The sequence below is a fragment of the Bacillus sp. lyk4-R2A-2 genome (genome assembly GCF_030209735.1).
Classification (GTDB): domain Bacteria; phylum Bacillota; class Bacilli; order Bacillales; family Bacillaceae; genus Bacillus; species Bacillus pumilus.
Genome location: NZ_JARVRK010000005.1, coordinates 717,202 through 742,596, shown reverse-complemented (window position 1 = coordinate 742,596; position 25,395 = coordinate 717,202). Strand labels below are relative to the sequence as shown.

Below are 25,395 nucleotides of genomic sequence, written 5' to 3'. Positions count from 1 at the left end.
TTGTTAATCAGCTCGCTTTTTCACTTTTACACTGAGTTTCGTTATATACTCTGCTTCATCTTTAGACATGAGTGAATGAAGCAAATACTCCTCAAATACATCTCCATCTAGCATCATGTCCTCTTTTTCAATTTCATCTAACAAGCGCGAATAAGCAGAATCAATCTCCTCGTATGATCCTTGATCATACATCACCGCATAAAGGCCCGCAGGTTTTTTAACTGCTTCCGGCGCTTCCATTCGGCAAAACAGCTGATCTGACTGATGATAGTGACGCTGAAGGAACTGCTCCTTTTTTAAGACAGCCCCATTTGCCGCAGCCCCTTTTATGCCAATTTCCTTTAGAAAATGTCCAACAATACGAGATATTTCTTCTACGGATGTATTCATGTCAATCGGGTTCGGTGCACTTAATACAACTGGTTCTTCTGGCAGCTCTTGAAACAAGACCTCCCCCATTTTGACAGATGATAGTTCCTGCGTCGTCTCCATGACCCGCATAAGAAAAGACTGGATATCTTGAAGTTTTTCAATCTCTTGTTTGACCTTTTCTATTTGTTCAGCTGCTAGGCTTTGGAGCCTTTCTCGGGAAGGCTCAGTGAAATATTGCTTTAACTCTTTTATCGGAAATTGCACAGCTCGAAGGGATTGAATCGCTATAAAATGATCAAATTGCTCAAGTGTATAGTATCGGTACCCATTTTCATGAACACCAGCTGGCTTAAATAAATCAATTTTATCGTAATAAAACAAGGTGTCTTTCTTTACATCAAATAGCTTGGCAAATTCTCCAGTAAAAAATGTTTTTTGCACATCATTTATCATAACTAAGGCTCCCCTCTTGACTATGGAGTTACTCCACCCTTTATGATAACATGCAGAACACCACTACGCTTGGAAAGGATAAAAACATGAACAACATCACTCAACATGAAGTGGCATTAGAACTTGCAAAAAAAGAGGACTTCCCTTTTATGAAAAATGAGCTACAGAAAGCTTTTACAGCTGGTGTGATCGACGCATTTGGCGATGCGCATGATGGACCGATTCCTCCAGGTGAAGTGATTGATGAATCTTTTCATTCGAATGAACACATCGTTTACCATATTATGCTAAATGACGAAAAAGCAGGCGGCGTTGTCATTAAAATCAACCAAGAGACCCACCACAACTCAGTTGACTTATTATACATCTCTTCATCCTCACACGGAAAAGGCATTGGTCAGGCAGCATGGAAAGCCATCGAGGCGCAATATCCAGAAACGATTGTTTGGGAGGTTGTGACCCCGTATTTTGAAAAACGCAACATTCATTTCTATGTCAATAAGTGCGGCTTTCAAATTGTGGAATTTTATCATATGAAACATCCAGATCCGAACGCACCTCATGCAGCTGATCAAGAAACTAAGCCTTCAGCACCTGAAGAATTTGAATTTTTTAAATTTGAGAAAGTGATGAAGAAAACCTGCTCTAGCTAATAAATATCTGCATCAAAAAAACACTACCCCATGAAAAAAGGTAGTGTTTTTTATATCTCTTCTAGCTTCTAATCTGACCGTTACCCGACAGAAGCAGCTTCGTTGTCGTGAGTGCTGGAAGTCCCATTGGCCCTCTGGCGTGCAGTTTTTGTGTAGAGATGCCAATTTCAGCCCCATATCCAAGTGCACCTCCGTCTGTAAAACGGGTAGATGCGTTATGATAAACCGCCGCCGCATCGATTTCGTTTAAAAACTTAAGTGCCTGCTCTTCATCCTCTGTCACGATGGCTTCTGAATGTTTTGTACCGTACTCTTCAATATGGTGGATCGCTTCCTCAATGGAATCGACTACCTTTACTGCAAGATCAAGACTTAAATACTCATCTGTCCAGTCCACTTCCTCAGCAGGAATGGCGTTTGAAAAATGAGGCAGTGCAGCCTCGTCGCCATGTACGGTGACATGGTGCTCTAGCAGAGCTTCATTCAACGATGCCGCATTTTCTTTCAGCCAATCGCGATGGATGATTAGCGTCTCAAGTGCATTACATACAGCCGGACGATTCGTTTTTGCATTGATGACAATCTCAATGGCTTTTTTCACATTGGCTGTTTGATCAATAAAGACATGACAGTTTCCTGTTCCTGTTTCAAGGACAGGAATGGTAGATTGTTCAACCACGGTTTTAATTAAAGAAGCTCCGCCTCGCGGAATTAAGACATCGATCCATTCTTTTAGATGAAGCATCGCTTGAACCGATGAACGGTCTGTTTGTTCTATCAATTGCACCGCATCACGCGGAATCTTTGTTTGATCTAATGCTTCATGAATAACATTCACAATGGCTTTGTTGGAAGAAATAGCGGAGGAACCGCCTTTTAAAATCACTGCGTTGCCTGCCTTAAGGGCAAGCCCTGCTGCATCGACAGTGACGTTCGGTCTCGCTTCATAGATCATCCCGATCACGCCGAGCGGTACTCTTCGGCTTTTCACATGCAAGCCGTTCTCAAGAGTCCATTCATCCAATATTTCTCCAACAGGATCTGTTAATCTCGTCACAAGCCGCAAGCTTTCGGCAAACTCATGAATTCTTTCTTCATTTAACATTAAACGATCCAAGAGTGCCTCTGAAAAGCCCTTTTCCTTCCCGGCATCTATATCCTTTTGATTCTCTTGCAAGATGAACGTGCTATTTTGTTCTAACGCTTCTGCTAGTTTCAGCAGTGCCTCGTTTTTATCCTCTGTATGAAGTAAACCTAGTTTTTTTGAAACGTGCTTTGCTTTTTTTGCTTTTTCTTTGACCGATGTGACAACTTCAGCTGTCAGTGTCATGGAATTCCTCCCTTTTGGTTAGCAAACTGGTATCGATAAATCTAAATGACAAACAAAAGCTTCAAGATCGACGACATGAACCACTTCATCCTGCAACGAGTCACTGCTCAGTGCAAGTTCGTCAGATGGATAATTCACAATACCAAGCCCGATTTCTCTTCCATCTTGATCTAAAATGCGGACGACATCGCCTTTTTTAAACGAACCCTTTACATTGACAATGCCACCCGAATCAAGGCATTTCTCCCTATGCATGAGGTGTTCCTGCGATTTCTTTTGAACAACAATCTCGCCTTTTGGTCCAGAATGAAAGGCAATCCACTGCTTCTTGTAATTCAGCGGTGCTAAATTTTCATCCGCGGTAAAATAAGTGCCGTCCTCTGTTCCATTAATGGCTTTGTCTAAAATGTGAGGCGTATCCGCTTTGCCTAAAAAGCCGTTAATGCCAGCTGCCATTGAAATTTTAAACGCATCGAGCTTCGATTTCATTCCGCCTGTGCCCACACTGCTGCCTGCATCTCCAGCTGCTGCTTCGATGTCTTCTGTGATGTCTGTGACTTCAAGAATTCTTTTCGCATTCGGATTTGTATGCGGGTTCTCTTCATACAAGCCATCAATATCAGATAAAATGGCAAGGAAATCCGCATCAATGAGTCCAGCTACTTTTGCAGACAATGTATCGTTATCTCCGAACTTCAAGCGGTTAATCGTCACTGTATCATTTTCATTGATAATCGGAATGATGCCTCGATCTAATAACACATTCATCGTGTTGCGCACATTTTGATAGCGCGTTTCATCTGAAAAATCACTTCTTGTGATTAAAAGCTGTGAGGCAATATAACCGTGTGATAAAAATAACGTAGAATATGATTCCATTAAAAGGCCTTGCCCAATTGAGGCAGATGCCTGTTTTTCCGGCAGTGTTTTCGGTCTATCGATAAATCCTAGTTTTCGGTAACCAGCTGCAACCGCACCAGATGAAACCAAAATGACTTCGTGTCCTTCATCTTTGAGTTTCACAATTTGATTGACGAGGTTTTCTATTTTTTTTAAACTAATCTCTCCTTGAAAGCTAGTAAGAGAGCTGCTTCCGATTTTTACAACAATTCGTTTTCTCTCTTTATCTGCGTACACCTTATCACTCCTGTACCTGGGCTCTATTTATTATATAGATACTTTTTGTTTTTGCTGTTTGCTGATCTCTTTTGATCGATTGGCAGCATGTTTGACGGCCTGCTTGATTGCTTCTCCTCCGCCAAAATCATCTAATGCATTCAGTCCTGCAGCTGTTGTTCCATTTGGCGACGTAATTTTCTCTCTCAGAGTAGAAGGGTCCTCCTCTGTTTCTTGCAGCATTTTCGCAGCACCGAGAAGTGTCTGCGCGCCAATTTGGCGAGACAATTCCTTAGATAAACCTGCTTCTTCTCCTGCTTCTTCGATTCTTTCCATTAAGAAATAAAAATAGGCTGGCCCGCTTCCGGCAATTCCAGTGAAAATATCCATTTGCTCTTCCTGAATGGTATACACTTCGCCCATTTCAGATAAAAGAGCCTGACTCATGCTGATATGGTCGTCTTTCACATAACGTCCAGCACATAAAGCGGTCGCTGAAGCCCCGATCGTACTTGACGTATTCGGCATGACCCTCATCACGGGCTGTCCTTCATGCAGCATATCTTCAATATACGATTGCTTCACGCCTGCAAGGACAGACATGATCAGTTGGTCTCTCCGAATATGAGGTTTTAACGATTCAAGTGCTGTTTCAGCATCCTTTGGCTTCATGGCCAGGATCAACATATCCATTTCTTCAAAAGGAAAAGAATCCATTGTGGCTGTTTGTATTCCGTAACGTGTCGTTAGTTCATTCAATCGAATTTGATTTTGTCTGTTTGTTGCGTAAATTTGGCCTAGCGGCATTTGTCCTGATCGCACAATCCCGGCAATCATTCCTTCCGCCATAGAACCTGCTCCAATGAAAGCAACTTTCTTTTGATCAATGATATTGATCCTCTCCCTTGTTCGCTTTTTGTTCGTGTTTTTCGCACGTTAGTTATCGTAACATGATGAGAAATCGTGTCAAGAAAGAGCCAGCGCTTTTCAAAAGTCCCGAATACGCGTTCAACCGCTTGCTGTATGTATACTGACTGCGCTTTTGCAAAACAACATTTTAGATCAAAAGTACTATTCTTATTTGCATCATAGTACCCTTTCGTTCGACTGAATTCCCCATTTTATTTTTGGTTTCGGTGACTTCAATTCTATTTTTTAGAAAGCGCTATCATTTTTAATGACTTTCTATTTTCCTATACGATGAATGTGCTTGAATCTTTCGAACAGACTATTGACATTTTTTAGAAAACATGTCCGTTGAAATGATATTTTACGGGTGATACCGTGAAAGGGAAACTAAGTGAAAAAGGAGCGTTCATAATGAAAGTGAAAGAAAACTATATCAATGTCATTCCAATGAAAGAAATCCGTTCGACCGATGACCTTCTTTTCCCGTTCCCTATTTACAATGAGCTACGTGCGCAGAGTGATATTAGATATGATGAAACAAGAAAGTGCTGGGATCTCTTTCGATATGCGGATATCCAGTCTGTTCTGAAGCAGCCAAAAGTGTTCTCATCTCAGCGAGGAAGAAGCACAACGAAAACGAGTATTTTAACGATGGACCCGCCAAAGCATACAAAAATGAGAGCACTCGTCAATAAAGCATTCACGCCAAAAGCGATTAAACAATTAGAAGATAACATTAAAGACCTGACACATGACCTGCTGCAACAAGTCAAGGATCAGCGTACGTTTGATATCGTGGAAGATCTAGCAGCTCCCCTGCCTGTCATGATCATTGCTGAGCTTCTCGGCGCAGAGGTAAAGGATAGAGCGTTCATTAAGAAACATTCTGATGCCCTAGTAGCAGGTGCTAAGGATGAATCAAAAGAAGCCATTCAAGCAGTAGTCGATATGCAGAAACGCGCAGAGGAAGAGCTGTCCGCTTATTTTGCTCACTTGATCCAAAAACGAAAAGAATCCCCTGCTGATGACCTGATCTCACTTCTTATTCAAGCAGAAATCGATGGTGAGCGTTTAACCGAGAATGAACTACTTGGTTTTTGCATTCTATTACTTGTTGCTGGTAATGAGACAACGACCAATTTGATTACTAATGCAGTAAGACTGCTAACAGAGCAGCCGCATATCGCCGAAGCAGTACGGCAAGACCCCTCTCTTATTCCTCAATTGACCGAGGAAACACTACGCTATTACCCGCCTGTTCAAGCCATTGGGCGAATCGCGGCCGAGGATGTTGAGATTGCAGGCTCGAAAATTAAAAAAGGAGACTATCTCATTAGCTGGGTTGCTTCAGCAAATCGTGATGAACAGAAATTTGACGATCCGGATACGTTCCGTCTTGACCGGAAATCAAACCCGCATATGAGCTTTGGCTTTGGCATTCATTTTTGTCTCGGTGCACCGCTTGCCCGCCTTGAGAGCAACATTGCACTTGAGATTTTACTCCAGACGTTTCAAGACATCACCTGTGCGGCAGATCAGCTAAAACCCATTCAAAGCACATTTGTTTTTGGGGTAAAAGAATTTCCTGTACAGGTCACCCGTTTTTAAAAGTCCCTTTTGAGGGGCTTTTTTTCATTTTCTTCAATTCATCATCTCTTTCTTACCTTCCACCTCCGAACATGCTAAAATAAAGTCCATATAAAGTGATAACGGATTTCAGAAAAGGAGCCAAAAATTCATGACCGATTATACAGCAATGAAAGACGGAATATTCAAATCAGTTTGTTCGTTAGATTGCCCAGATCAGTGCGGTCTTTTGATACATAAAGAAAATGGAAAGATCGTAAAAGTGCAGGGAGATCCAGACCACCCCGTCACCCAAGGCAACATATGCAACAAGGTGCGGAATGTCACAGCCCGTTTATATGATGAAAAGCGACTGACCACTCCTTTGAAGCGTGTTGGCCGCAAAGGCGATGGACAATTTGCTCCGATTACGTGGGAAGAAGCCATTGAAACCATTCGGCAAAAATGGACAAAACTGATTGAAGAAAAAGGTCCAGAAAGTATTCTGCCTTACAGCTTTTATGGGAATATGGGCAATCTAAATGCAGAAGGCATGGACCGCCGCTTTTTCTATCGTCTTGGTTCAAGTCAATTAGACCGGACCATCTGTCAGTCAGCAGGAACGACTGGCTATAAATATACAATGGGTGCAAGCATTGGGACAGATCCAGAAGAGACCATTCATACGAAACTATTCATCTTTTGGGGGATCAATGCCGTGTCGACCAATATGCACCAAATCACCCTCGCACAAAAAGCGCGAAAGCAAGGAGCAAAGATTGTCGTGATTGATGTACACAAGAACCAAACCGGACGGATGGCAGATTGGTTCATTCCGCTTCGACCTGGTACTGACAGTGCCCTTGCCCTTGGCATCATGCATGTTCTTTTTAAAGAAGGACTAACAGATGAAGCCTTTTTAGAATTTTATACAACCGGTCATAAGGAGCTGCGTGAGCATGTGAAGCAGTATGATCCAGACACTGTTGAGGGCATCACGGGGGTTTCTAAAGAGGACATCCTTACACTTGCAAGAATGTACGCAGAAACATCGCCGTCTCTCATTCGCATTGGCAATGGTTTGCAGCACCATGATAATGGCGGAATGAGTATTCGAACCATTTCCTGCCTCCCTGCCCTGACTGGTCAGTGGCTCCACAAGGGCGGCGGTGCGATGAAATCAAACTCTTCTTTTCTCAGCTATAATGAAACAGCTCTTCAGCGGCCAGATTTATTAAAGGAACGCACGCCAAGATCATTTAATATGAATCAGCTAGGCAGTGTGCTGACGAATGCAGCGCCTTCCATTGATTCACTCTTTGTCTACTCGTGCAACCCAGCTGTTGTGACGCCTGAAGCGAATAAAGTAAGAGAAGGTTTGCTGAGAGATGACTTATTTACAGTCGTTCACGACCTATTTCTAACAGAGACAGCTAAGTATGCAGATATTGTCCTGCCGGCCACATCCGCCTTTGAAAATGAGGATTTCTATACATCATACTGGCACCATTATATTCAAATTCAAGAGCCAGTGATTGAACGCTATGGAGAAAGCAAATCCAATACAGAAGTGTTTCGCTTGTTAGCCCATGCGATGGGCTTTGAAGATGAAGCCTTCCGCGAGACAGATGCGGAACTCATGGAACAAGCCCTTCATCATCCAGAAAATCCGCATTATGAGGACATTTCATACGAGGCATTAAAAGAAAAGAAATGGATCAAAGCAAAACGAGGACCTTTCCAAGACTTAAAGCTCTCTACCCCGAGCGGCAAAATTGAGCTTTATTCTGAACAAATGAAAAAAGACGGATATCCGGCGCTTCCTACCTACGTGCCCCTTTATCAGGAAAGCGAATATCCGCTTACCTTTATACCGGGACCGAATCATAATTTTCTTAACTCGACCTTCTCACTTCATGAAAAGCATCAAAAGCTTGAGAAGTTCCCGAAGCTTCACATGAATGAACAAGATGCAAAGGCAAGAAAAATTGAAGATGGTGACATGGTGCGTGTGCTCAATGACCGAGGAGAATGCGAGCTTGTCGTGTCAGTCGGTCACAATGTATTACCTGGTGTTGTGGTCAGCCAAGGATTATGGGCAGATCAAAAAGGCAAAAAGCATCTAGTTAACGGGCTAACACCTGATCGGCTGGCAGATATGGGCGGCGGTGCGACGTTCTTTTCGGGCAGAGTGGAAGTTGAAAAATGATCATAGACAGAAGAAAAGCCAGCAAAAAACTGCTGGCTTTTTTCATTTGGTTTTATCGAATAATCAGCTGGTTGGTCATTACATTCGCACTTCCGTTGCTTCGGTAGCCTTCTACAGTTAATGCTGTTTCATACATTTTCCCCATTGGCATACCTAGGCTTTCCCATTTTCTGAAATGCTCACTGACGGATACAGTACCGCTCGTACGTTTTGTTTGACGTACACTCCAATATTGCTTAAAGGTAGCGTCTCCAATAATAGAAGGCTGATTGACACGTAGCGTTTCATAAATGTCATATGTGCCTCCATCGGCATAAAATGATCCTTTATACGTTCCTGTTGGGCGATAGGTGCCCCATGACTCAACAATGTAGTATTCAGCTAATGGAGATTGTGTCCAGCCATAGACACATAAGTAGGAATTCCCGCCTGGGTTAAAGGCTGCGTTGTAATTGATGGAGATGTTGCCAAGTTGATGATGAGTTTTAGTGGAATCAAACTTCTTCCCTTTTCGAAACAAAGCATTTCCGATATTGTTCCATTGCGCGCTAAATGCCCCGCCGTTATTGAGTGTCATTGCGGTATTTCCGTAATCCTTCCATAATTCAAAATCGTACCCGCTGTGATTGCCTATTCTATTGTCATAAATCGTTTCCGCATGAGCTGGTACAGCCGTCAGTGTCAGCACAAATCCAATACACATCACAAACAATAGCCTCAATCTTTTCAAGTTCATTTTCAATCCCTCTCCTTTTTTCATTAAAATTGTTCTGCCTTCTCTAAGATGAAGCGAGCTCATCACCTCCTTTCATGTCACCCTTTTTGCTAGACGGAACGGTATTGTTCTAACCCAGCATGGATATCTCTTGTTTGTGTATAGACCTTTTGATACAGATGAAACAGATCATCATATATACTTGCAAGCTGCTGCTCTGGCTCATAGACAGCAGCTTGATGAATAAACTGATTTGCACATGCTTCAAGCGACGGATACCAACCGCAGCCAACGGCGGCCAGTATAGCTGCTCCTAAAGCAGGCCCTTGTTCATTGTCTAACTGGATGACCTCTGCCTGAAAAATGTCTGCTTGCATTTGAAGCCATGTCCGGCTTCTCGCACCGCCTCCAATGGAAACAATTGAATCTATGTGTTTCCCAGCTTGCCTGAATAAAGCGATCGATTCATTTAACGAGAAAGTAATCCCTTCTAGCACAGCCCTAACGACATGTGCCCTTTCATGCCGGCTGTCTAATCCAATCAAGCTTCCACGAATGATAGCATCCGCATGAGGTGTTCTTTCCCCGACTAAATATGGCGTGAAGAGCAATCCATTTGCTCCTGGCGCGACATAAACCGCACCCTCTAAAAGTGATTGGAACGATTCCTCTGGAGCCAGTAAATGTTTTATCCAGTTAAGGCTATATCCTGCTGAAAGGGTCACACCCATTGTGTAGAAAGCGTCTTTTTTTGCATGATGGAACAAATGCAGGTTTCCTTGAAGCTCTCTTTCATGATCCTCTTCGTAAGAGAGAATGACCCCAGATGTGCCAATACTGCATAACGTGCGGCCAGAGGATAAAATACCAGCACCAATTGCTCCGCAAGCATTGTCTGCCCCGCCAGCAAAGACTTTTGCACCCTCTTCGATCCCCGTCTCACGTGCAATGTGCGGAAATAGTGTACCAACCTCTTCCTCTGATGAGATCAGTGGCGGACAAATATGAGGAGGAATATCAAATGCCTGACAAATTTCTTCACTCCACGCTTGCTCTCCAATATTTAATAACAAGGTGCCAGCCGCATCAGAATAATCGATATGAACAGAACCTGTTAATCGAAATCTGACATAATCTTTTGGGAGTAAAAACATGTCGATTTGTTGATCAATTTCTGGTTCATGCTCCTTTACCCATAATAATTTTGGCAGTGTGAATCCTTCAAGCGCTTGATTTTTCGTGATCTGTTGGAGCCGTTCCCCCAGTTTTTTTGTAATATGTGTACATTGCGCTGTCGTTCGTGTATCATTCCATAAAATTGCAGGGCGGAGCACCTCGCGGGATTCATTTAAAAGAACCAGACCATGCATCTGTCCAGAGAAGCTGATGCCCTCTACTTTCTTTGAAAGGACAGGCTGCCTTGCCATCAGTTCTTTCATCGCAGCCACTGTTTGCTCAACCCATTCCTCTGGGTTCTGTTCACAATATCCAGGTTTATCTTGAATGAGGCGGTAAGGCTTAGTGGCCTCGCCGCACACCTTTCCATTCTCATCTACTAATATGGCTTTGACTCCGCTCGTTCCAAGATCAATTCCCATCACATACTTCATGTCTTCACTCCTTCAAAACAGGTCCGCTTCTTCAATCAATCTTCTAACAAGTATTGATTTAACCGGGCTTTCAACTGTTCCTCTCTTCCCGATTCGTTTTTGATTAAAGGGTGCTTGAGCGCATACTCTTCTAATGTATGAAAGTTTGCCTTTCCTTCTGAAATGTCACGGCCAATCCCTTCAGAAAAACTGCGATATCGGTGCTTGATCACATCTTCAAACACACGATCTTCTATGAGTCTATGAGCCACCCGAAGTCCTTTTGCGAATGCATCCATTCCCGCAATATGGGCATACAAAATATCTTCAAGCTCAAAAGAAGCTCTTCTCACTTTTGCATCAAAATTGAGACCGCCAGTTCCAAGTCCGCCATTTTGCAGAATTTCATACATGGCAAGAGTTGTGGCATATAAATCGGTTGGAAATTCATCCGTGTCCCAGCCAAGCAGCGTATTCCCTTGGTTCGCATCCACAGAACCGAGCAATCCATGTATTCTTGAGACGCGTAATTCATGCTCAAACGTATGACCAGCAAGCGTCGCATGATTGGCCTCGATGTTCAATTTAAAATGTGAATCTAGTCCGTATTGCTTTAAAAAGGCAATAGATGTCGCTGCATCTGCATCGTATTGATGAGTGGTTGGCTCCTTTGGCTTAGGCTCAATTAAAAATTGGCCAGTGTACCCAATTTCCTTTGCATAATCAACAGCCATATGCAAAAATGACGCCATGTGATCAAGCTCTCTTTTCATATCTGTATTCAGCAGAGTATCGTACCCTTCTCGTCCTCCCCAGAAAACGTAATTTTCTGCGCCAAGTTCTTTAGCTGTTTCGATGCCTTTTTTCACCTGTGCGGCTGCATAGGCAAAGACGTCTGCATGACAAGATGTTGCTGCGCCGTGTACAAATCTAGGATGCTTGAACATATTGGCTGTATTCCACAGCAGCTTGACTCCGCTATCCCGCATGTATTCTTTCATTCTTTCTAAAATGATGTCTAATTGCTGATTCGTCTCTTGAAGCGTATCTCCCTCCGGTGCAATGTCACGGTCATGGAAGGAAAAATACGGAACATCCAATAGATCAAACAGTTGAAAGGCTACTTCCAATCTAGCTTTTGCTAAATCCATTCCGCTATAGGAGTCCCAGGCTCTCTGCATCGTACCAGTTCCAAACATGTCTGTTCCATCAGCAGTCAATGTATGCCAATAAGCGACTGAGAAGCGCAGGTGATCTTTCATTGTTTTTCCGCCAATCATTTCACTTGGATCATAGTGTTTAAAAGCGAGTGGATTTTTTGATTGTTTTCCTTCAAATTGTATTTTTCCGATTCCTTCTAAGCTGTGTAACGTTTTCATATTTGAGTTGGCCATCTTTTATTCCTCCTATGAATATACTTTGTAAGTTGATTCAACAAACTAATGTTCAATTGATGATCAATTCACTTTGAATTTTCCATATTTTTTAGTTTTTTAGAAATATTTTCGTTATAATAAAGTTAAAATCATCCTTCTTACAGATTACATGCGTAGAAAAGCAGCTTTTTTCTTCACTTAATCTAAAGACGAAACAAATGGAGTGGATAACATGGATATCGCTGATCAGAACTTTGTGAAAAAAATAAATCAAAAGCTATTATTAAAAGAAATTCTCCAGCATGCACCAATTTCTAGAGCTAAATTATCTGAACGCACTGGGTTAAATAAATCGACTGTTTCCTCTCAAGTGAGTACATTAATGAAAGAGCAACTCGTCTATGAGATCGGTCAAGGTGAGTCTAGCGGCGGGAGAAGACCGGTTTTACTGATGTTTAATAAACGTGCTGGCTGCTCCATCGGGATTGATGTCGGCGTTGATTATGTCAATGGCATTTTAACCGACCTTGAAGGGTCCATCCTTCAAGAAGAACAGATCAAGCTCCCATCAAGCGCTCCTGATGTGACCATACGCATATTAACTGAATTAATACAGCAGTTGAAGGCCCAAATCCCCTCTTCCCCATATGGGCTCATAGGTATTGGCCTATGTATACCCGGGCTAGTGGATGCCGATCAACAAATCGTGTTTACGCCGCATTCTAAATGGAAAAATGTTGACATGAAAACAACGCTCCAAGACGCATTCCAAGTACCCGTCTTCATTGAAAATGAAGCAAATGCCGGTGCATATGGTGAAAAAATCTTTGGTGCCGCTAAACATTATGATCATTTGATCTATGCCAGCATCGGCACCGGCATTGGAATCGGGATCATTATCAATCATCATTTATACAGAGGTTCATATGGCTTTTCTGGTGAAATGGGACATATGACCATCGACTTTAATGGACCAACATGCAGCTGCGGAAATCGTGGTTGCTGGGAGCTGTATGCATCTGAGAAAGCCTTGTTTCAGTCCCTTCAAACAAATGATCAGCCCATCTCTCATCAAGAATTGGAAAAGCTGGCGACGTTAAATGACATGAAAACCCTCAATGCCCTGCGCAACTTTGGCTTTTACCTTGGGGTTGGTCTCACAAACGTCCTCAATACCTTTAACCCGCAAGCGATTATTTTACGAAACAAGGTGATTGAAGCGCAGCCAACGGTTCTACGTGTGATTCAAGAGGAGGTCTCCTCCAGGATGGATACTCAATTCAGTTCACATGTCGAGCTGCTTCCATCGTCATTAGGACACAACGCACCAGTATTAGGGATGACATCTCTCGTCATTGAAGCTTTCCTGCAAGATGCCACCCTCTCACCATGACAGATTCATAGATAAAAAAGACAGCTCTTACCGTGTTGTCTTTTTTTATTTATCTGTTTCCTCATAACGGAAATAGTTGAAATCAGCAGGAAGACGCTCGCCGCTTGTATCCTGGCACTGCATGCCGACAAATGCCCCTGTAAAAAATCCTCCTCCTCGAATGAAGTCATCAGATAGGTGGCTAGATTCAAATATCACATCAATTTCCTTCCAGTCTTTTTGATCAAATGAATAAGAATAGGTATATGTTTCTTTCTGAACGGTCACTTTTAAATACACATAGGTGACCTCCTCTGAAATGACGATTTTTTGTGCCAATGGCTGAGAAAAGGAAAGGTTTTGACAGGCAGATAATTCAAGAATGCGGCCAAGTTCCTCGTCATATGTCACCTGAAGCGCTGTCCAATTTTCCGTATTGTAATAATTCACAAGACCAGCAGCTTGCTGAAAATTCTCTGGATAGAACAACACAGCTGTCTCTGCTTCAAAATAAAAGCTTTGCCAGCGCCTTGCAACAAAGGCTTGAGTAAACTTAGATGTTAGAGATTCGTGACCATATAACCTTAAATGCTGAGGTTTTTCCGTTAATGAACCGATCTGTTCAGTAAAAGGAATTCTTAATGTTTGAAAGTGTCTATTTAACGTTGATTCTTTAAACTCATCGACTGTATGGTAGGTAGGAGCAAAAACCTTTTCGTTGATCGCTGGCGCTTCAACCTCCAGCGCTCCTTCTTTTCCGCCCACTACATACGGCCAGCCATTCTTCCATTCAAGCTTTTGAATCGCTGTTTCTCTTCCTAAAGGACACCACCCTCTTTGCTGAAAAATAGATTCCTTGCTTGATTGAATAGGGCGGCCAGTCAGATGAGCGAGATACCACTCATTTGTGTGCGTTTGAACAATGGAAGCATGACCGCATTTTTGAAGCGGATGTTCAGGTGAGTGAAAAGCACTTAAAATTGGGTTATCAGGATGAACCTCATAAGGCCCTTCAATCTGCCGGGAACGGGCAATTGTTGCCGCATGCTCGTACCTAGTGCCTCCTTCTGCTGTTAATAAATAATAGTAATCACCGATGTGATAAAGATGCGGTGCTTCTGTCAATTTAATCGGTGTGCCTTTAAAAATGACCTTCCGCTGACCAATGAGTTTCTTTTCCGTCACGCTATATTCCTGCAGGGCAATACCCGCAAAGGAATGGTGCTTTTCTCTATGATCCCACAGCATATTTAAGACGTATTTCTTCCCGCTTTGGTCATGAAATAAAGAGGGATCAAAGCCAGAGCTATTAAGCTTAACCGGCTCACTCCAATCACCATCAACTTCACTTGCCGTCACCAAATAATTATGACCATCTTTAAATGGACCATCCACTACTTTGATATCTGAATAAATGAGCCAAAACTGACCATCTGCATAGCTTAGGCACGGTGCCCATACTCCGCCAGAATCAGGATTTCCTTTCATGTCCAGCTGCGACGTTTTTTGCAAAGGACGCGCAGCAAGCCGCCAATGGACGAGATCCTTCGAATGATAAATTTGTACCCCTGGAAACCATTCAAATGTAGAGACCGCCATGTAATAATCTTCTCCTACACGGCAAATACTTGGGTCCGGGTTAAATCCTTTGAGTACTGGATTGGTGATTTTCATTCAACTTCCTCCTCTTTCACGACCTACATTTTAAAATCATCCATATGATCGATATATACTTGATCCCTATTCTCAAGCTCCCTCACGACTTTTTGGTGCTCTTCTTCATCTAGGTTATAAAAATTAATATCAATCATCGCTAAAATCAGTAAGCATACAGGAATCACTGTTACCGTGATTAAAATGCCAAGCAATGCTTCTGGCGTCTGTATTTGGTTTGCAACATAGCCAAATCGATCGAGTACAAGCCCCGGAACAATCCCGCCTAATGCCATCCCAAATTTAAAGAAAAATCCAATGACTGCGTAGATCAGTCCGCCCATCCTTTTTCCAGTTTTATATTCGCCGTATTCAACAGTCTCAGGAATGAGCGCCCACATGTAAGCACCCGCTGTAATACTCCCCGCAGCAGCAACAAGCCTGAAAATCAGTATTAAAGTGATTTGACTCGGCGGTATCACAAGTAGGGCAAGAAGACCTACGATATTCAGCGATAAAGAATAATTAAGCAGCTTTTTCTTTCCTAACAGCTTGTGCAGCTTCGGAATAAATGGCAGCACCATTAAAGCTGGCAGACTGCCAATGAGTCCGTACCATTTCACTAAATCTTCTCTGCCAAGGTTATACGTCACATAATAGATCCCAACAGAGTTGCTGATCGAGTTCACACCAAAAATAATAATAAAGAAAATGCTTAATACAACAAGCGGGCGATTCACTCGTAATTGGACAAAGATATCACTGAATTTAATCTTTTCCTCTGGCTTTTGAAGCGTGACACGTTCATTCGTGCTTTTAAAACAGAAAATCAGTAATGCGCCGCCAAGAACGCCGAGAAAAGCCATCGTCATCTGCCAGCCAAGTGCTGTATTTCCTGTCGTATCACTTAAAAAGGTCGCAAGAAAAGGAACAAAAAAAGCAACAACTAGACCACCTAGATTGGCAAACACCATACGAACGGACGTAATACTGACAACCTCTTGGTTATTTCTTGTCATTGCGGAAGTTAAAGCACCATAAGGAACGTTGATGAATGTGTATGTAAGCGATAAACCAACATACGTGATGTAGGCATAAATGAGTTTACCCATTTCGGAAAAATCAGGTGTTGTAAAGCAAAGAATGGCAAGTACGACAAAAGGAAACGCACCGAATAACAAATAAGGTCTGAATCTACCAAAACGGCTGTTCGTCCGGTCTACCAATGCACCAATAAATGGATCTGCAAGCGCATCGATGGCGCGAACAACCAAAAACATCGTCCCTGCTGCTGCCGCTGATAAACCGTACACATCTGTATAGAAAAATAATAGATACGTAGAAACAGTAGCGTAAATCAAATTACATGCGAAATCCCCTGAAGCATATCCCACTTTTTCAGACATACGAATCTTCTTTAAATTCTCACTAACCATGAGCTTTCTCCCTTCTTCACTTAGCCTCTTCTAACGAACAGATGACGGAGGGCAGCAGCAATCAATACAGGGAATATAAAGCGCTTTCAATTTGTTATAAAAATGTAGCTGAACATCTCTTCCTTTCAGCTTAGCCCAAATGCGCAGCAAAACAGTCGAATGACAGAATCATCTCCTTCAATATAGGGATCAATACTTGAAATTCATCTTAGTTTATTGACCAAACAAACTAAGATGAATTCATTTTATAAAATCTGATCTGACTTTTCAATATATTTTGAAAAAATAATCCAAATAATCGATTTCTTGTCATTCATCTTGTGAAATGACAAGAAAATCTGAAAGAATTCATTTAAAGGTTGCATTCAAGCTCATCCCATGCTATATTAATCAAGCGATGAGCTGAATTGTGTAAGTCGGGTAACATGTCTCTTTGAGACACACACGAATGTGGCGTGTGGTTATTCCGCCTCAATACGCAAAAGACATCTTCTTAGGAAGATGTCTTTTTTCTTACCCTATTTTTGTTCCATTCTCAACCGGTTCATCTGTCGCTAACAACACCACGTCTTCTTTTGACGGCATGCCTCCTAAGACAAGCACTTCTGATTTGAACCCTGCAATTCTTCTTGGCGGGAAATTAACGACCGCTACGATTTGTTTGCCGGTAAGATTTTCCGCTGTATAACGCTTTGTCAGCTGAGCACTAGATTGTTTTACACCAATTTCTTCACCAAAATCAATCTTGAGCTTCAATGCAGGCACTCTTGCCTCTGCAAAAAATTCTGCTTCTATGATCGTCCCAACGCGAATATCTAACGCCAAAAACTGTTCAATATCTGCCATCTGACTCTCTCCTCTTCATAAAAGGTAACGTAATCTATTGATTATTCATTGTAGCACATTCATTTTGTCATAGAGGAGGTTCAAAAAGCCTATACAGCGTTAAAATCACCTTTATAGTTTACATAATAAATTTATTGTCGTGTATTAAATGTTTGCATCCTGAAAATGAATTCAGTAAAATGGCAAATAATCCTACTGCTTCCTCCCGAATATATTGGGGAGGGTTCACACTTGTTTACATTATCGGATATGTGGACGTTTTGCTGGTCGTTTTTTGTCATTCTTCCTATCGTTGCCATCCTGCATCAGCTTGGCCATATTGTGGTCGCGTGGATGTTTGGAGCAAAGGTTTCCTTTGCGCTTGGCAGAGGGAAAAAAGTGTTGAAAGTAGGCGTCGTTGAAATTAGACGAATCTATTTTCTAGATGCATTTTGCCACTATGAAGAAATGAGGAAAAACAACCGATTGTCGCACATTCTTGTCTACTTAGGCGGTTCATTATGCAACCTGCTCAGTGTTCTCATACTGAACACAATGATCGCCAATGATTTCCTGCCAGAGCACCAATTTTTCTATCAATTTGCTTACTTCTCAGTCTACTATGTATTTTTTGCACTGCTGCCAGTCCAGTATGCAGATCATCATCCGAGTGATGGGCAAGCGATTGTGAACATCATTCGGCACGGTGAACCATGCGACATCATTGACTAGCATGATGACTTTCACTGTCAATATGATAATGAATCGTTAAAAAAGGAATACCGAACAGCTTCATTTGATGTACCGCTGTGAGACTTTGATCTGTCTCCGGCTTCATATGAAAGCTTTCTTCCATTGGCAGTTTCATGGTGATAAAAGGCGTATGCAAATACAATCCTTCGTCACCGGTACTGCCTTTTGGACATGCGCTTTTTAATAGAAAATCTCCTTTCTCATTAAAAGGCTTTAAAATAGCTGTCAGCTGTGAATACGGAAGTGGCAGCGCAATATTCATATAACCCGAAGCTGCATCGTAATGAAGAGCATAAAGTGCAAAAAAGACTTGCTCTCCTTTTACATTGTGACGTATCCAAGCCCGAACATTTTCCCTTTCTTCCTTCGGATGTTGAAATCTAGTCAGACATCCCTGCATCTCATATGGATGACGAGATAACCCCAAATAAAGCTGACCTATTTTCTTAAACACTGGCTGAAGTAAAAAAACAAACGGCCTTACCCACCAATGAAAGCTGACGGCTGCTTTTAATGTAAAAGCCATAGGGTCTTCATAAAATCTGCGAATCACAGGTGACACCCTATCAGCTGAAAACGTCGTTCCATTTAATTCATCAAGCGAATCGACTAAACCCAGCTTCTCATGGTTATGCACGCTTTCCTCTTGAAAAGAGATCAGTTGAAACCGGCCATACACTTTGGAAATCGGAAAGTTCTTCTGCTTTAATTGATCCTTCGGCCCTTCAATCAGCCAGCCAATCAACCCCGGCAAAATCACAAAAAAAGCATTGATACTGCCATGAAACCAAATCATCTGATCCATGCTGATGTAGGTCACACGCATCAGCATACCAGCGGAATAAAGAAGTGATAACACGATCGTCCCCATTAAAACTAAGCTAGAAAACACAACAAGTCCTTTTGCCAAAGTCGACCGAAATCTTGTTTTCATACAAAGGATACCATATATGTAGAGGGCCATCACATAAAGAATGACGCTGAACGTATCAAATAGACGGGAAAAGCTAATCCCAACAGCTATCATCACAGGCGACAGCAAAATCACCCAGCCTGCCGCTTTGTATAAAGCTGTCTCTTTTGTTCGCTGCCTTCCTAAAAATCCATAAAAAAGCGGGATAAAAAAAGCCGAGTAATGAAAATGAATAGCGGTCAAAAGAACAATGATCGGCGAAAATGTCATCACCTGTATATCTGCTGTGTACAGCCAAAACCACAGACCGCCTAAAGCGAGATACATCCATGCGCCATCAATCATCAGCTCATGAAGTGGAAAGATTCCTCTTTTCAGCAAACGACAAAAGCCAAATAACGCCAATAAGATTGTATATAAAAGCCATCCCGATGCAAACCAAGCGGAATGATAGATAAAAGCAGTGGTTGCACAAAGAGCCGCTAGTGGAAAGGCTTTCATTAAAAAGCCGATCAGCCTCTCTGGCTTGTGTTTCTTCCCTTCTTTCTCAAAAAAGTGTAAGGCAGAGGGAACAAAAAATAGAATTGCCATGAGAACAAAAAATTCTGCTACCCGGCCTGTCATGAAACGGGTGGCGATAAAACAAGCCATGAAGATCAGACTGGATGTCAAATGCCACTTATTCATCATGAGACACCCTTTCTGTAAAACGGCCTTTATATGTAAAAAGAGTACCAAACAGGCGATTTTTCACGTGGACATCAATGGTATATTCACCTGCATGTTCATCGTAGCCTTCCGTTACATCTGACACACCATAAAGCCATGAAGGCAGCGGCCATTCCCTGCCGAATATCAAAAACTTCTGCCGGCCGGATTGGATGTGTAAGAAACCATGCTTTGTTACTGTAAAATGAAGCTCTGACACAAGAAGTCTAGGCTTTCCAAAGTAGTCTAGTACTGTATGACTCTTCTGATCAATGATCATATCTGCATCAAAGTGCCGCTCCTTCTTTGGGAAATAAAACGTTCGATACCAGTGCATCCCTTCCTCCCCCTTATTTGTCACAAAGGGCTCGTTGACTATTTGAAAAGGAATGTTTCTCCCTCTCTCGGGGAAAAAACAACGAAACAGTGGACCCATTCTGAAGATCAACCGAATGAGTCTTGACCCACCGCCTATTTCCTCCATGGTGCCTTCAGCAGAAAACGCGCGGTTGTATCTCTCTTTTAGCTTTGGATGCAGCTTATCGTAATCCTTTACTTGATGACGATGAACGACCATGTCTACCTCCCCTTTTTCGTTTGATGGAAAATACATCTACACAATCTTTTAGATTGATCATACCTGCAATCGACAAAATGAAAAATGCACTCATCACAAGCGGCTCATGAAGCGTCGTTTGCGGGGATAGGACCCCTATACAAAGCATGATGAGAAGAAACATACTTTGAAAAATGAATAGATATTTCTTTGATAGCTTGGGAATTAGCCATGATACGCCTAAAAGCGCATAAAACAATCGGAAACTCGTGCTATGATCAAAAGCCGAATGTGAAAAAGGAATGACCGCTTGGCATAGCCAGACGATGGCAAACAGCAAACAAATCCCGTAATGAGCAAGTGTTCTCTCTAGCAGCAAACGGGGATGTGTTCCCTTTTCAAGCCACGTCTTTAATGCCCCAAAACTAAAGGCTGTCATAAACCCGATCATTGGGCGAAAAAGAATCCGGTCTGCCCATGTCCATCCTTTTCCTTCTTTCGTTTTGTAATCAAATTGAGTTTGAAACACAATGTGGTCGCTTGTTTTCATATACTTCCAGTAGCCGCTGCCTTCTTTGATAAAAGACAATGGGTGTGACGATTTGAAATGAAGTGAGGATGCCCGCTCATTCCGTTCATCCATCATTCTTGTTCGATAAGCTCCTGTCCCTGTTACACTTAAACCAAACCCTAGATGCTTTTCATACAAAAAGGATTGGGGCTGTTCATTTTGAGGTTCATTTAATGAAATGGTTGAAAAGCGAAAATCCCATTGTTCATGAAGCTTTGGATTTTGCGTATATTCCCATACTTTCTCTATCGGTGCATGAATGGTTGTTTCCACATAAACAGGCTTTCTTTTCATCTGCCTCTACTCCTCTATGTGAATTATTTCACATAACAAGCATACCATGTTTCACAAAACTGTCAAATGTTTATTCTTTTTTTGTCAAAAAATTGGTTTAAGATGGTCGCCTCTTTAACATATCGGTTCACTACCAAAAAAAGACCTGTCAATGAGACAGATCTTCTTTTTGCAACACACCTGAGATATAAAGCTTGACCGCATAGCTCACACTGTCTTCAAGCTGTTCTTTTCGTTGAAATCCATTTTTATTTGAAATATCACCGAAGCCGTGCAATAAGCTTCTTAGTCCTCTGACCACATGTGTCATCTCTTCTTCTTTGACACCAAAACGGGCCATGATGGATTGGACAAATTCAACAAGGCGCTCTGCCTCACTTCTTACTTTTTTCTCCTCCATATGTGAAAAGGCCGCTTCATAAAGGCCTGGATGTTCGCGGACAAATTCAACATACTGTTTGGCAAAGGCTAACACAGCTTCTTCTTTATCCAATCCCTCTGTTACGTGTATACCTTCTTCACGTAGCATGGACAGCCCTTTTTCTGCGAGTGCCGCCTGAATTTCAAGAAGACCAGATACATGATTATAAAGAGAAGGTGGTCTGATGTTCAGCTTTTTAGACAATGTAGCAATGGTCAATGCAGAAAAGCCCTCTTCATCAACAAATGCGGCTGCTGTATCGATGATTTTTTCTTGCGTGATACCCATTCTTGGAGACACGGTTTACTGCTCCCCTTTCTTTAACTGATGCTGCCTTTTTGTTATGGCAGCTTGAAGCTTGGCATGAGGTTCCATGATAAGATCACCATGTCCTACTGCAAGACAAGATAAGGGAAGTGCCAGCAATTTTTCGGCACTTTTGAGTGCTGTTTCTGCATCCCAAGTGGCAAAAGCCGGGAACGGGAAGGTCAAGCGAAACTCACCCGTTACGAATAAACCGCCTTTTGTCACAAGTGCATCTCCTGCAATGACAATCCCTGACCTTTCATCGTATAAAGAAATGCTTCCAGGTGTATGTCCTGGTGTTGCGATGACTTTAAGTGACCCAATCTCGTCCCCTTCTTCGACAAGCACATCTGGTTTTGTGTGAATGTCTTTTGAAAAACTGCCTTTAATTTTTTGCTGAGGTTCACCAGGAAGCAAGGAAAAATCACCTTCAAAAAGGAGGGCATCGCGTTTTGATAAATAAACGACTGCCTCTGGAAAAGCCTTTTTCACTTCATCTAGTGCACCGATATGATCCATATGACTATGAGTGAGAATAATCTTGTCGATTGGCTTGTCTTTTTTGTGCGCAAATTCAATGATCGAGCTTGCTGCCATTTTTAAAGCAGCATCAATTAATATCAGTCCATTTTCTTCCTCAAATACATAGCAATTTACCGGAAATAGACGCGGCATCAATGTGAGCTGGTGCAGGCGATCAAAAGTTGTCAATCTCATCATATGTCCTCCTAAAACTAATGTTGTTAGTTTTATATTAACTAATGATATTAGTTTTAGCAAGCATTTCTTCATCAACCGCAATATAAATATCAATTTGCGCTTCTTTTGGATCTATAGATCTTTCATCATACCATTCAAAGTCGCCTGTATATGTGCGGTATTGGCGCTCATCCCACGCCCAAATCTGCTGCCATGTCTCCAACACAACCTCTTCAATAGGTCCCTTTCTCGTTCGGAATTTTGCGTAGGTCGATGAAGGAATCTCTATGACATGTTCTACCTGCTGATCCACGAATTGCCCAGCAGTAAATAAATAAGAGCCATGCTCATCTTTTTCATAATCTGAATATAATCCTATGACGGGCGCTTGCCCTCCGTGAAGCTGCTGCGCAAAAAATTGTTGCCAGAGTGGAGCAATCTTCCGCTCTTTTGTTTGCTCCATTTCGTTTGTTGTTCGAACAGACAACCCTTTCATCCATTGTTTCTCTAATGTCACGATATCGTACATACATTCTCATCTCCTTTTTTTCTATCATATAAAAAGAAACCTGACAACATTGTGTCAAGTTTCTATTCGTTTGAGAAATTGTTTCAACTGAATGTCAAACGCTTCTTTGACATGCTTCGGGGAAAGAATGTCAACATCTGGACCTAAATGGAATAGGAAACTATTTAACCAATCATCAAGAGGTACGGTAATGGTGGCAAGGTAAGTGCCGTCTGAACAAACATTCAATTCGTTCTCATCTACCCACTCCTTCACTTTCCCCACTGATGCTTCCGTTAACCTGAGCGTGACAGAGCTGACCGACGGTTGTTCTTGCCAAGAATCATTCCAAGGCTTTTCTTCGTTTTTGATTCTTTTCGGTTGAAAATACCCTGAAATGGTGACAAGACCCGTCATTCTAGTTAGCTTGAACAGACGAAAAGCTTTTTTTACACAACAGAACGCATACAAATACCAATGCCTCCCTTTTAAAACGAGCGTATAAGGCTCCACTTTGCGTGGAAGTGTTTCACCTTTCGCATTGCGGTAAGTAAACTGAATGTATTGGTGCGCTGACGCAGCTGTATGAATGAGCTGGAGCTTCTTTTCTGCCTGGCTGTCTTTTCCCCAGGAGCTTAAATCAATGAAGACATGATGCTGCTTTTCGTTTTCACACGTATGCGTGGGAATAAGCGATTTGATTTTTTTCAGTACATGTTCGCTTTCTTTAAAGGAATAGGCACTCGTCATGCTTTCGAGGGCTGTTAAAATGACCTCGATGTCATCATCGGTAAATAATTTTTTCTCTAAACGATAATCCTCAATAAGTGAAATGCCTCCACCTGCTCCTTGGGTTGTGACAACAGGGATTCCCGCTTGATTGATGGTATCAATGTCACGATAAATGGTCCTCGTGCTCACTTCGTGAAGTTCAGCAAGATCTTTCGCCTGTACTTGCTTCTTGCTAATGAGCAGCATCACAGTAGATAAAATGCGGTCGATTTTCATGACTTTTCCTCTTTTTCATAAATGTAGGTTTTGTTTTGATAAAAAAAGAAAGAATGGTAAAGATAAGTAACAGCCAGCATTCGTTTACATCCCTGCACGTGCAGGAGGAGGTTGCATCATGACACATAACGTGTGGCAATTGTTCATGATTGGGAGCATTATGTTGATCTGCATCATGATTCGAATGAATCGAATGAGACGCTTTCAGCTTGTACGCCCCATCAGGCTTTTGATGAGAATGTATCTCTTTGGTCTTTCAGCCCTTATTCTCCTATCAGAAGGATGGCAAAATCATAATATCCTCATCTATGCCGCTATTGGTATGCTTTTTGGAAGCAGCCTAGCTGTTCATGCCTATCAGACGATTCGTATGAAAGAAGAAAATGGCCGGCTGTATATGAAAACGAGTAAATGGATTGAAAGCTTCATTTTGTGTTTGTTTTTATCCAGGCTTAGTTTTAAGCTGGTTGAGCTCACAAACCATTCGATGACCAAAATCAGTGTCGTTGAACTGTATCAGCACATCGTGAGCGATGATGCGATGACCATGCTCAGCTTTTTTCTTTTAGCTGCTTACTATGTTGTTTTTTCTTTTCACATGATGAAAGCAAATAAACGATCGACACATGTGCATCATGCATAAAAACCTTCCTATATGAAAGTAGGAAGGTTTTTTATCAATCGTGCTGTGCATGGTGAATCATCTGTTCAAGCACTTCCATCACATGCTGATCTTCAGGGCTGTAAAAAATCGAGGTCCCTGCTCGTCTAGATTTCACGAGACGAAGGTTTTTTAAAAAGCGCAGCTGATGAGAAACGGTTGATTGCATGAGATTCAGTGTTTCTGCTATATCATTTACCGAGTGTTCACCTTGAGACAGCAGGTGCAGAATTCGAATACGTGTCGGATCAGATAAAGCTTTAAAGGTTTGGGAGACAAGAAATAGACTTTCTTCATCCAGCTCCATCCGTTCCTGTTCTTGATTTGTATTCAGTTCTTCCTTCATTTTGCTTCACCTTTCTTGTCCGTCAAATCACGACTTATTCTATGTATCATCATATACCAAAACGTCCGGCATGCAAA

Annotated in this window: 24 protein-coding genes; 6 read left to right on the top strand and 18 right to left on the bottom strand. The window is 42.0% G+C overall.

All coding sequences use genetic code 11. The annotated features are described in order from the left end of the window. Positions 1 to 3 precede the first annotated feature (3 nt). Positions 4 to 825, bottom strand: coding sequence for a MerR family transcriptional regulator (locus tag QRN39_RS10795; RefSeq protein ID WP_003216074.1), 822 nt, complete (start codon positions 823 to 825; stop codon positions 4 to 6). Positions 826 to 911: 86 nt separating this feature from the next. Between QRN39_RS10795 and QRN39_RS10790 the strand changes: the two genes are divergently transcribed. Then, entirely contained in the window at positions 912 to 1,478 is a 567-nt protein-coding gene (locus QRN39_RS10790; RefSeq protein ID WP_253622510.1) for a GNAT family N-acetyltransferase, read from the top strand. A 61-nt stretch (positions 1,479 to 1,539) separates the two neighbouring features. On the opposite strand, the gene QRN39_RS10785 is transcribed toward QRN39_RS10790, so the two are convergent. Genes QRN39_RS10785 through proC form a run of 3 tightly spaced genes read right to left on the bottom strand, consistent with a single transcriptional unit; the run spans position 1,540 to position 4,773 of the window. Continuing rightward, positions 1,540 to 2,808 carry a glutamate-5-semialdehyde dehydrogenase gene (locus tag QRN39_RS10785; RefSeq protein WP_284907244.1) on the bottom strand — a complete coding sequence of 423 codons (1,269 nt, stop codon included), beginning with the start codon at positions 2,806 to 2,808 and terminating at the stop codon, positions 1,540 to 1,542. An 18-nt stretch (positions 2,809 to 2,826) separates the two neighbouring features. Next, positions 2,827 to 3,945, bottom strand: coding sequence for a glutamate 5-kinase (gene proB, locus QRN39_RS10780; RefSeq protein ID WP_284907243.1), 1,119 nt, complete (start codon positions 3,943 to 3,945; stop codon positions 2,827 to 2,829). A 30-nt stretch (positions 3,946 to 3,975) separates the two neighbouring features. After that, positions 3,976 to 4,773 (bottom strand): pyrroline-5-carboxylate reductase, encoded by a 798-nt coding sequence (gene proC, locus QRN39_RS10775; protein WP_229200375.1) that lies wholly within the window; start codon positions 4,771 to 4,773, stop codon positions 3,976 to 3,978. A 471-nt stretch (positions 4,774 to 5,244) separates the two neighbouring features. Here proC and QRN39_RS10770 point away from each other — a divergent pair, with 471 nt between their 5' ends. Together QRN39_RS10770 and QRN39_RS10765 are read left to right on the top strand one after the other, a co-directional pair. After that, positions 5,245 to 6,441, top strand: coding sequence for a cytochrome P450 (locus QRN39_RS10770; RefSeq protein WP_284907242.1), 1,197 nt, complete (start codon positions 5,245 to 5,247; stop codon positions 6,439 to 6,441). A 130-nt stretch (positions 6,442 to 6,571) separates the two neighbouring features. After that, positions 6,572 to 8,608 (top strand): molybdopterin oxidoreductase family protein, encoded by a 2,037-nt coding sequence (locus tag QRN39_RS10765; protein WP_284907241.1) that lies wholly within the window; start codon positions 6,572 to 6,574, stop codon positions 8,606 to 8,608. A 52-nt stretch (positions 8,609 to 8,660) separates the two neighbouring features. On the opposite strand, the gene QRN39_RS10760 is transcribed toward QRN39_RS10765, so the two are convergent. From QRN39_RS10760 to xylA, 3 genes are all read right to left on the bottom strand, one after another. Continuing rightward, positions 8,661 to 9,344, bottom strand: coding sequence for a glycoside hydrolase family 11 protein (locus tag QRN39_RS10760; RefSeq protein ID WP_050943981.1), 684 nt, complete (start codon positions 9,342 to 9,344; stop codon positions 8,661 to 8,663). Between the two features lie 89 nt (positions 9,345 to 9,433). Beyond that, positions 9,434 to 10,933 carry a xylulokinase gene (gene xylB, locus QRN39_RS10755; protein WP_284907240.1) on the bottom strand — a complete coding sequence of 500 codons (1,500 nt, stop codon included), beginning with the start codon at positions 10,931 to 10,933 and terminating at the stop codon, positions 9,434 to 9,436. 35 nt (positions 10,934 to 10,968) lie between these two features. Continuing rightward, the gene (gene xylA, locus QRN39_RS10750; protein ID WP_284907239.1) at positions 10,969 to 12,306 is read right to left on the bottom strand and encodes a xylose isomerase; all 1,338 of its coding nucleotides are present in this window, start codon (positions 12,304 to 12,306) and stop codon (positions 10,969 to 10,971) included. 214 nt (positions 12,307 to 12,520) lie between these two features. Here xylA and xylR point away from each other — a divergent pair, with 214 nt between their 5' ends. Next, complete coding sequence (gene xylR / locus QRN39_RS10745) at positions 12,521 to 13,681, top strand: transcriptional repressor XylR (protein ID WP_284907238.1); 1,161 nt, start codon at positions 12,521 to 12,523, stop codon at positions 13,679 to 13,681. Between the two features lie 45 nt (positions 13,682 to 13,726). Here xylR and QRN39_RS10740 read toward each other — a convergent pair whose 3' ends face one another. The 3 genes from QRN39_RS10740 to csaA form a co-directional block, all read right to left on the bottom strand. Further along, positions 13,727 to 15,334 carry a glycoside hydrolase family 43 protein gene (locus tag QRN39_RS10740; RefSeq protein ID WP_284907236.1) on the bottom strand — a complete coding sequence of 536 codons (1,608 nt, stop codon included), beginning with the start codon at positions 15,332 to 15,334 and terminating at the stop codon, positions 13,727 to 13,729. 23 nt (positions 15,335 to 15,357) lie between these two features. Continuing rightward, positions 15,358 to 16,749 carry a glycoside-pentoside-hexuronide (GPH):cation symporter gene (locus QRN39_RS10735; protein WP_058014922.1) on the bottom strand — a complete coding sequence of 464 codons (1,392 nt, stop codon included), beginning with the start codon at positions 16,747 to 16,749 and terminating at the stop codon, positions 15,358 to 15,360. A 513-nt stretch (positions 16,750 to 17,262) separates the two neighbouring features. Then, positions 17,263 to 17,595, bottom strand: coding sequence for a chaperone CsaA (gene csaA, locus QRN39_RS10730; protein ID WP_003215734.1), 333 nt, complete (start codon positions 17,593 to 17,595; stop codon positions 17,263 to 17,265). Between the two features lie 231 nt (positions 17,596 to 17,826). On the opposite strand from csaA, the gene QRN39_RS10725 reads away from it, so the two are divergent. Further along, positions 17,827 to 18,306 (top strand): site-2 protease family protein, encoded by a 480-nt coding sequence (locus QRN39_RS10725; protein WP_003216048.1) that lies wholly within the window; start codon positions 17,827 to 17,829, stop codon positions 18,304 to 18,306. Here QRN39_RS10725 and QRN39_RS10720 read toward each other — a convergent pair. The 7 genes from QRN39_RS10720 to QRN39_RS10690 all read right to left on the bottom strand — a co-directional run bounded on the left by QRN39_RS10720 (position 18,296) and on the right by QRN39_RS10690 (position 24,311). Further along, a complete protein-coding gene (locus QRN39_RS10720) occupies positions 18,296 to 19,927 on the bottom strand; it encodes a YndJ family protein (RefSeq protein WP_284907235.1) in 1,632 nt (543 codons plus the stop codon). The two genes, QRN39_RS10725 and QRN39_RS10720, sit on opposite strands and share 11 nt — an antisense overlap. After that, a complete protein-coding gene (locus QRN39_RS10715; protein ID WP_284907233.1) occupies positions 19,920 to 20,525 on the bottom strand; it encodes a DUF4166 domain-containing protein in 606 nt (201 codons plus the stop codon). Before QRN39_RS10715 ends, QRN39_RS10720 begins: the two co-directional genes overlap by 8 nt. After that, positions 20,488 to 21,369 carry an SRPBCC family protein gene (locus tag QRN39_RS10710; RefSeq protein ID WP_284907232.1) on the bottom strand — a complete coding sequence of 294 codons (882 nt, stop codon included), beginning with the start codon at positions 21,367 to 21,369 and terminating at the stop codon, positions 20,488 to 20,490. Before QRN39_RS10710 ends, QRN39_RS10715 begins: the two co-directional genes overlap by 38 nt. 148 nt (positions 21,370 to 21,517) lie before the next feature. Beyond that, complete coding sequence (locus QRN39_RS10705; RefSeq protein WP_050943937.1) at positions 21,518 to 22,090, bottom strand: TetR/AcrR family transcriptional regulator; 573 nt, start codon at positions 22,088 to 22,090, stop codon at positions 21,518 to 21,520. 3 nt (positions 22,091 to 22,093) lie between these two features. Next, positions 22,094 to 22,813, bottom strand: a complete 720-nt coding sequence (locus tag QRN39_RS10700; RefSeq protein ID WP_106028815.1) for an MBL fold metallo-hydrolase — start codon at positions 22,811 to 22,813, stop codon at positions 22,094 to 22,096. 37 nt (positions 22,814 to 22,850) lie between these two features. Next, complete coding sequence (locus tag QRN39_RS10695; protein WP_284907231.1) at positions 22,851 to 23,324, bottom strand: GyrI-like domain-containing protein; 474 nt, start codon at positions 23,322 to 23,324, stop codon at positions 22,851 to 22,853. Between the two features lie 54 nt (positions 23,325 to 23,378). After that, complete coding sequence (locus tag QRN39_RS10690) at positions 23,379 to 24,311, bottom strand: helix-turn-helix transcriptional regulator (RefSeq protein ID WP_284907230.1); 933 nt, start codon at positions 24,309 to 24,311, stop codon at positions 23,379 to 23,381. 118 nt (positions 24,312 to 24,429) lie between these two features. On the opposite strand from QRN39_RS10690, the gene QRN39_RS10685 reads away from it, so the two are divergent. Further along, complete coding sequence (locus tag QRN39_RS10685; RefSeq protein ID WP_050943933.1) at positions 24,430 to 24,954, top strand: CcdC protein domain-containing protein; 525 nt, start codon at positions 24,430 to 24,432, stop codon at positions 24,952 to 24,954. A gap of 34 nt (positions 24,955 to 24,988) precedes the next feature. Here QRN39_RS10685 and czrA read toward each other — a convergent pair whose 3' ends face one another. Further along, the gene (gene czrA / locus QRN39_RS10680) at positions 24,989 to 25,318 is read right to left on the bottom strand and encodes a Zn(II)-responsive metalloregulatory transcriptional repressor CzrA (protein ID WP_007500691.1); all 330 of its coding nucleotides are present in this window, start codon (positions 25,316 to 25,318) and stop codon (positions 24,989 to 24,991) included. Between the last annotated feature and the right edge of the window lie 77 nt (positions 25,319 to 25,395).

Excerpts from the sequence above, each read along its gene's own strand:
- QRN39_RS10770 (WP_284907242.1), top strand. The coding sequence starts at position 5,245 with ATGAAAGTGAAAGAAAACTATATCAATGTCATTCCAATGAAAGAAATC.
- QRN39_RS10695 (WP_284907231.1), bottom strand. The coding sequence starts at position 23,324 with ATGTACGATATCGTGACATTAGAGAAACAATGGATGAAAGGGTTGTCT.
- csaA (WP_003215734.1), bottom strand. The coding sequence starts at position 17,595 with ATGGCAGATATTGAACAGTTTTTGGCGTTAGATATTCGCGTTGGGACG.
- QRN39_RS10700 (WP_106028815.1), bottom strand. The coding sequence starts at position 22,813 with ATGAGATTGACAACTTTTGATCGCCTGCACCAGCTCACATTGATGCCG.
- QRN39_RS10710 (WP_284907232.1), bottom strand. The coding sequence starts at position 21,369 with ATGAAAAGAAAGCCTGTTTATGTGGAAACAACCATTCATGCACCGATA.
- QRN39_RS10690 (WP_284907230.1), bottom strand. The coding sequence starts at position 24,311 with ATGAAAATCGACCGCATTTTATCTACTGTGATGCTGCTCATTAGCAAG.
- QRN39_RS10765 (WP_284907241.1), top strand. The coding sequence starts at position 6,572 with ATGACCGATTATACAGCAATGAAAGACGGAATATTCAAATCAGTTTGT.
- QRN39_RS10735 (WP_058014922.1), bottom strand. The coding sequence starts at position 16,749 with ATGGTTAGTGAGAATTTAAAGAAGATTCGTATGTCTGAAAAAGTGGGA.
- QRN39_RS10795 (WP_003216074.1), bottom strand. The coding sequence starts at position 825 with ATGATAAATGATGTGCAAAAAACATTTTTTACTGGAGAATTTGCCAAG.
- proC (WP_229200375.1), bottom strand. The coding sequence starts at position 4,773 with ATGGCGGAAGGAATGATTGCCGGGATTGTGCGATCAGGACAAATGCCG.
- QRN39_RS10720 (WP_284907235.1), bottom strand. The coding sequence starts at position 19,927 with ATGAATAAGTGGCATTTGACATCCAGTCTGATCTTCATGGCTTGTTTT.
- QRN39_RS10790 (WP_253622510.1), top strand. The coding sequence starts at position 912 with ATGAACAACATCACTCAACATGAAGTGGCATTAGAACTTGCAAAAAAA.
- QRN39_RS10760 (WP_050943981.1), bottom strand. The coding sequence starts at position 9,344 with ATGAACTTGAAAAGATTGAGGCTATTGTTTGTGATGTGTATTGGATTT.
- xylB (WP_284907240.1), bottom strand. The coding sequence starts at position 10,933 with ATGAAGTATGTGATGGGAATTGATCTTGGAACGAGCGGAGTCAAAGCC.
- QRN39_RS10685 (WP_050943933.1), top strand. The coding sequence starts at position 24,430 with ATGACACATAACGTGTGGCAATTGTTCATGATTGGGAGCATTATGTTG.
- QRN39_RS10715 (WP_284907233.1), bottom strand. The coding sequence starts at position 20,525 with ATGGTCGTTCATCGTCATCAAGTAAAGGATTACGATAAGCTGCATCCA.
- QRN39_RS10785 (WP_284907244.1), bottom strand. The coding sequence starts at position 2,808 with ATGACACTGACAGCTGAAGTTGTCACATCGGTCAAAGAAAAAGCAAAA.
- xylR (WP_284907238.1), top strand. The coding sequence starts at position 12,521 with ATGGATATCGCTGATCAGAACTTTGTGAAAAAAATAAATCAAAAGCTA.
- QRN39_RS10740 (WP_284907236.1), bottom strand. The coding sequence starts at position 15,334 with ATGAAAATCACCAATCCAGTACTCAAAGGATTTAACCCGGACCCAAGT.
- xylA (WP_284907239.1), bottom strand. The coding sequence starts at position 12,306 with ATGGCCAACTCAAATATGAAAACGTTACACAGCTTAGAAGGAATCGGA.
- czrA (WP_007500691.1), bottom strand. The coding sequence starts at position 25,318 with ATGAAGGAAGAACTGAATACAAATCAAGAACAGGAACGGATGGAGCTG.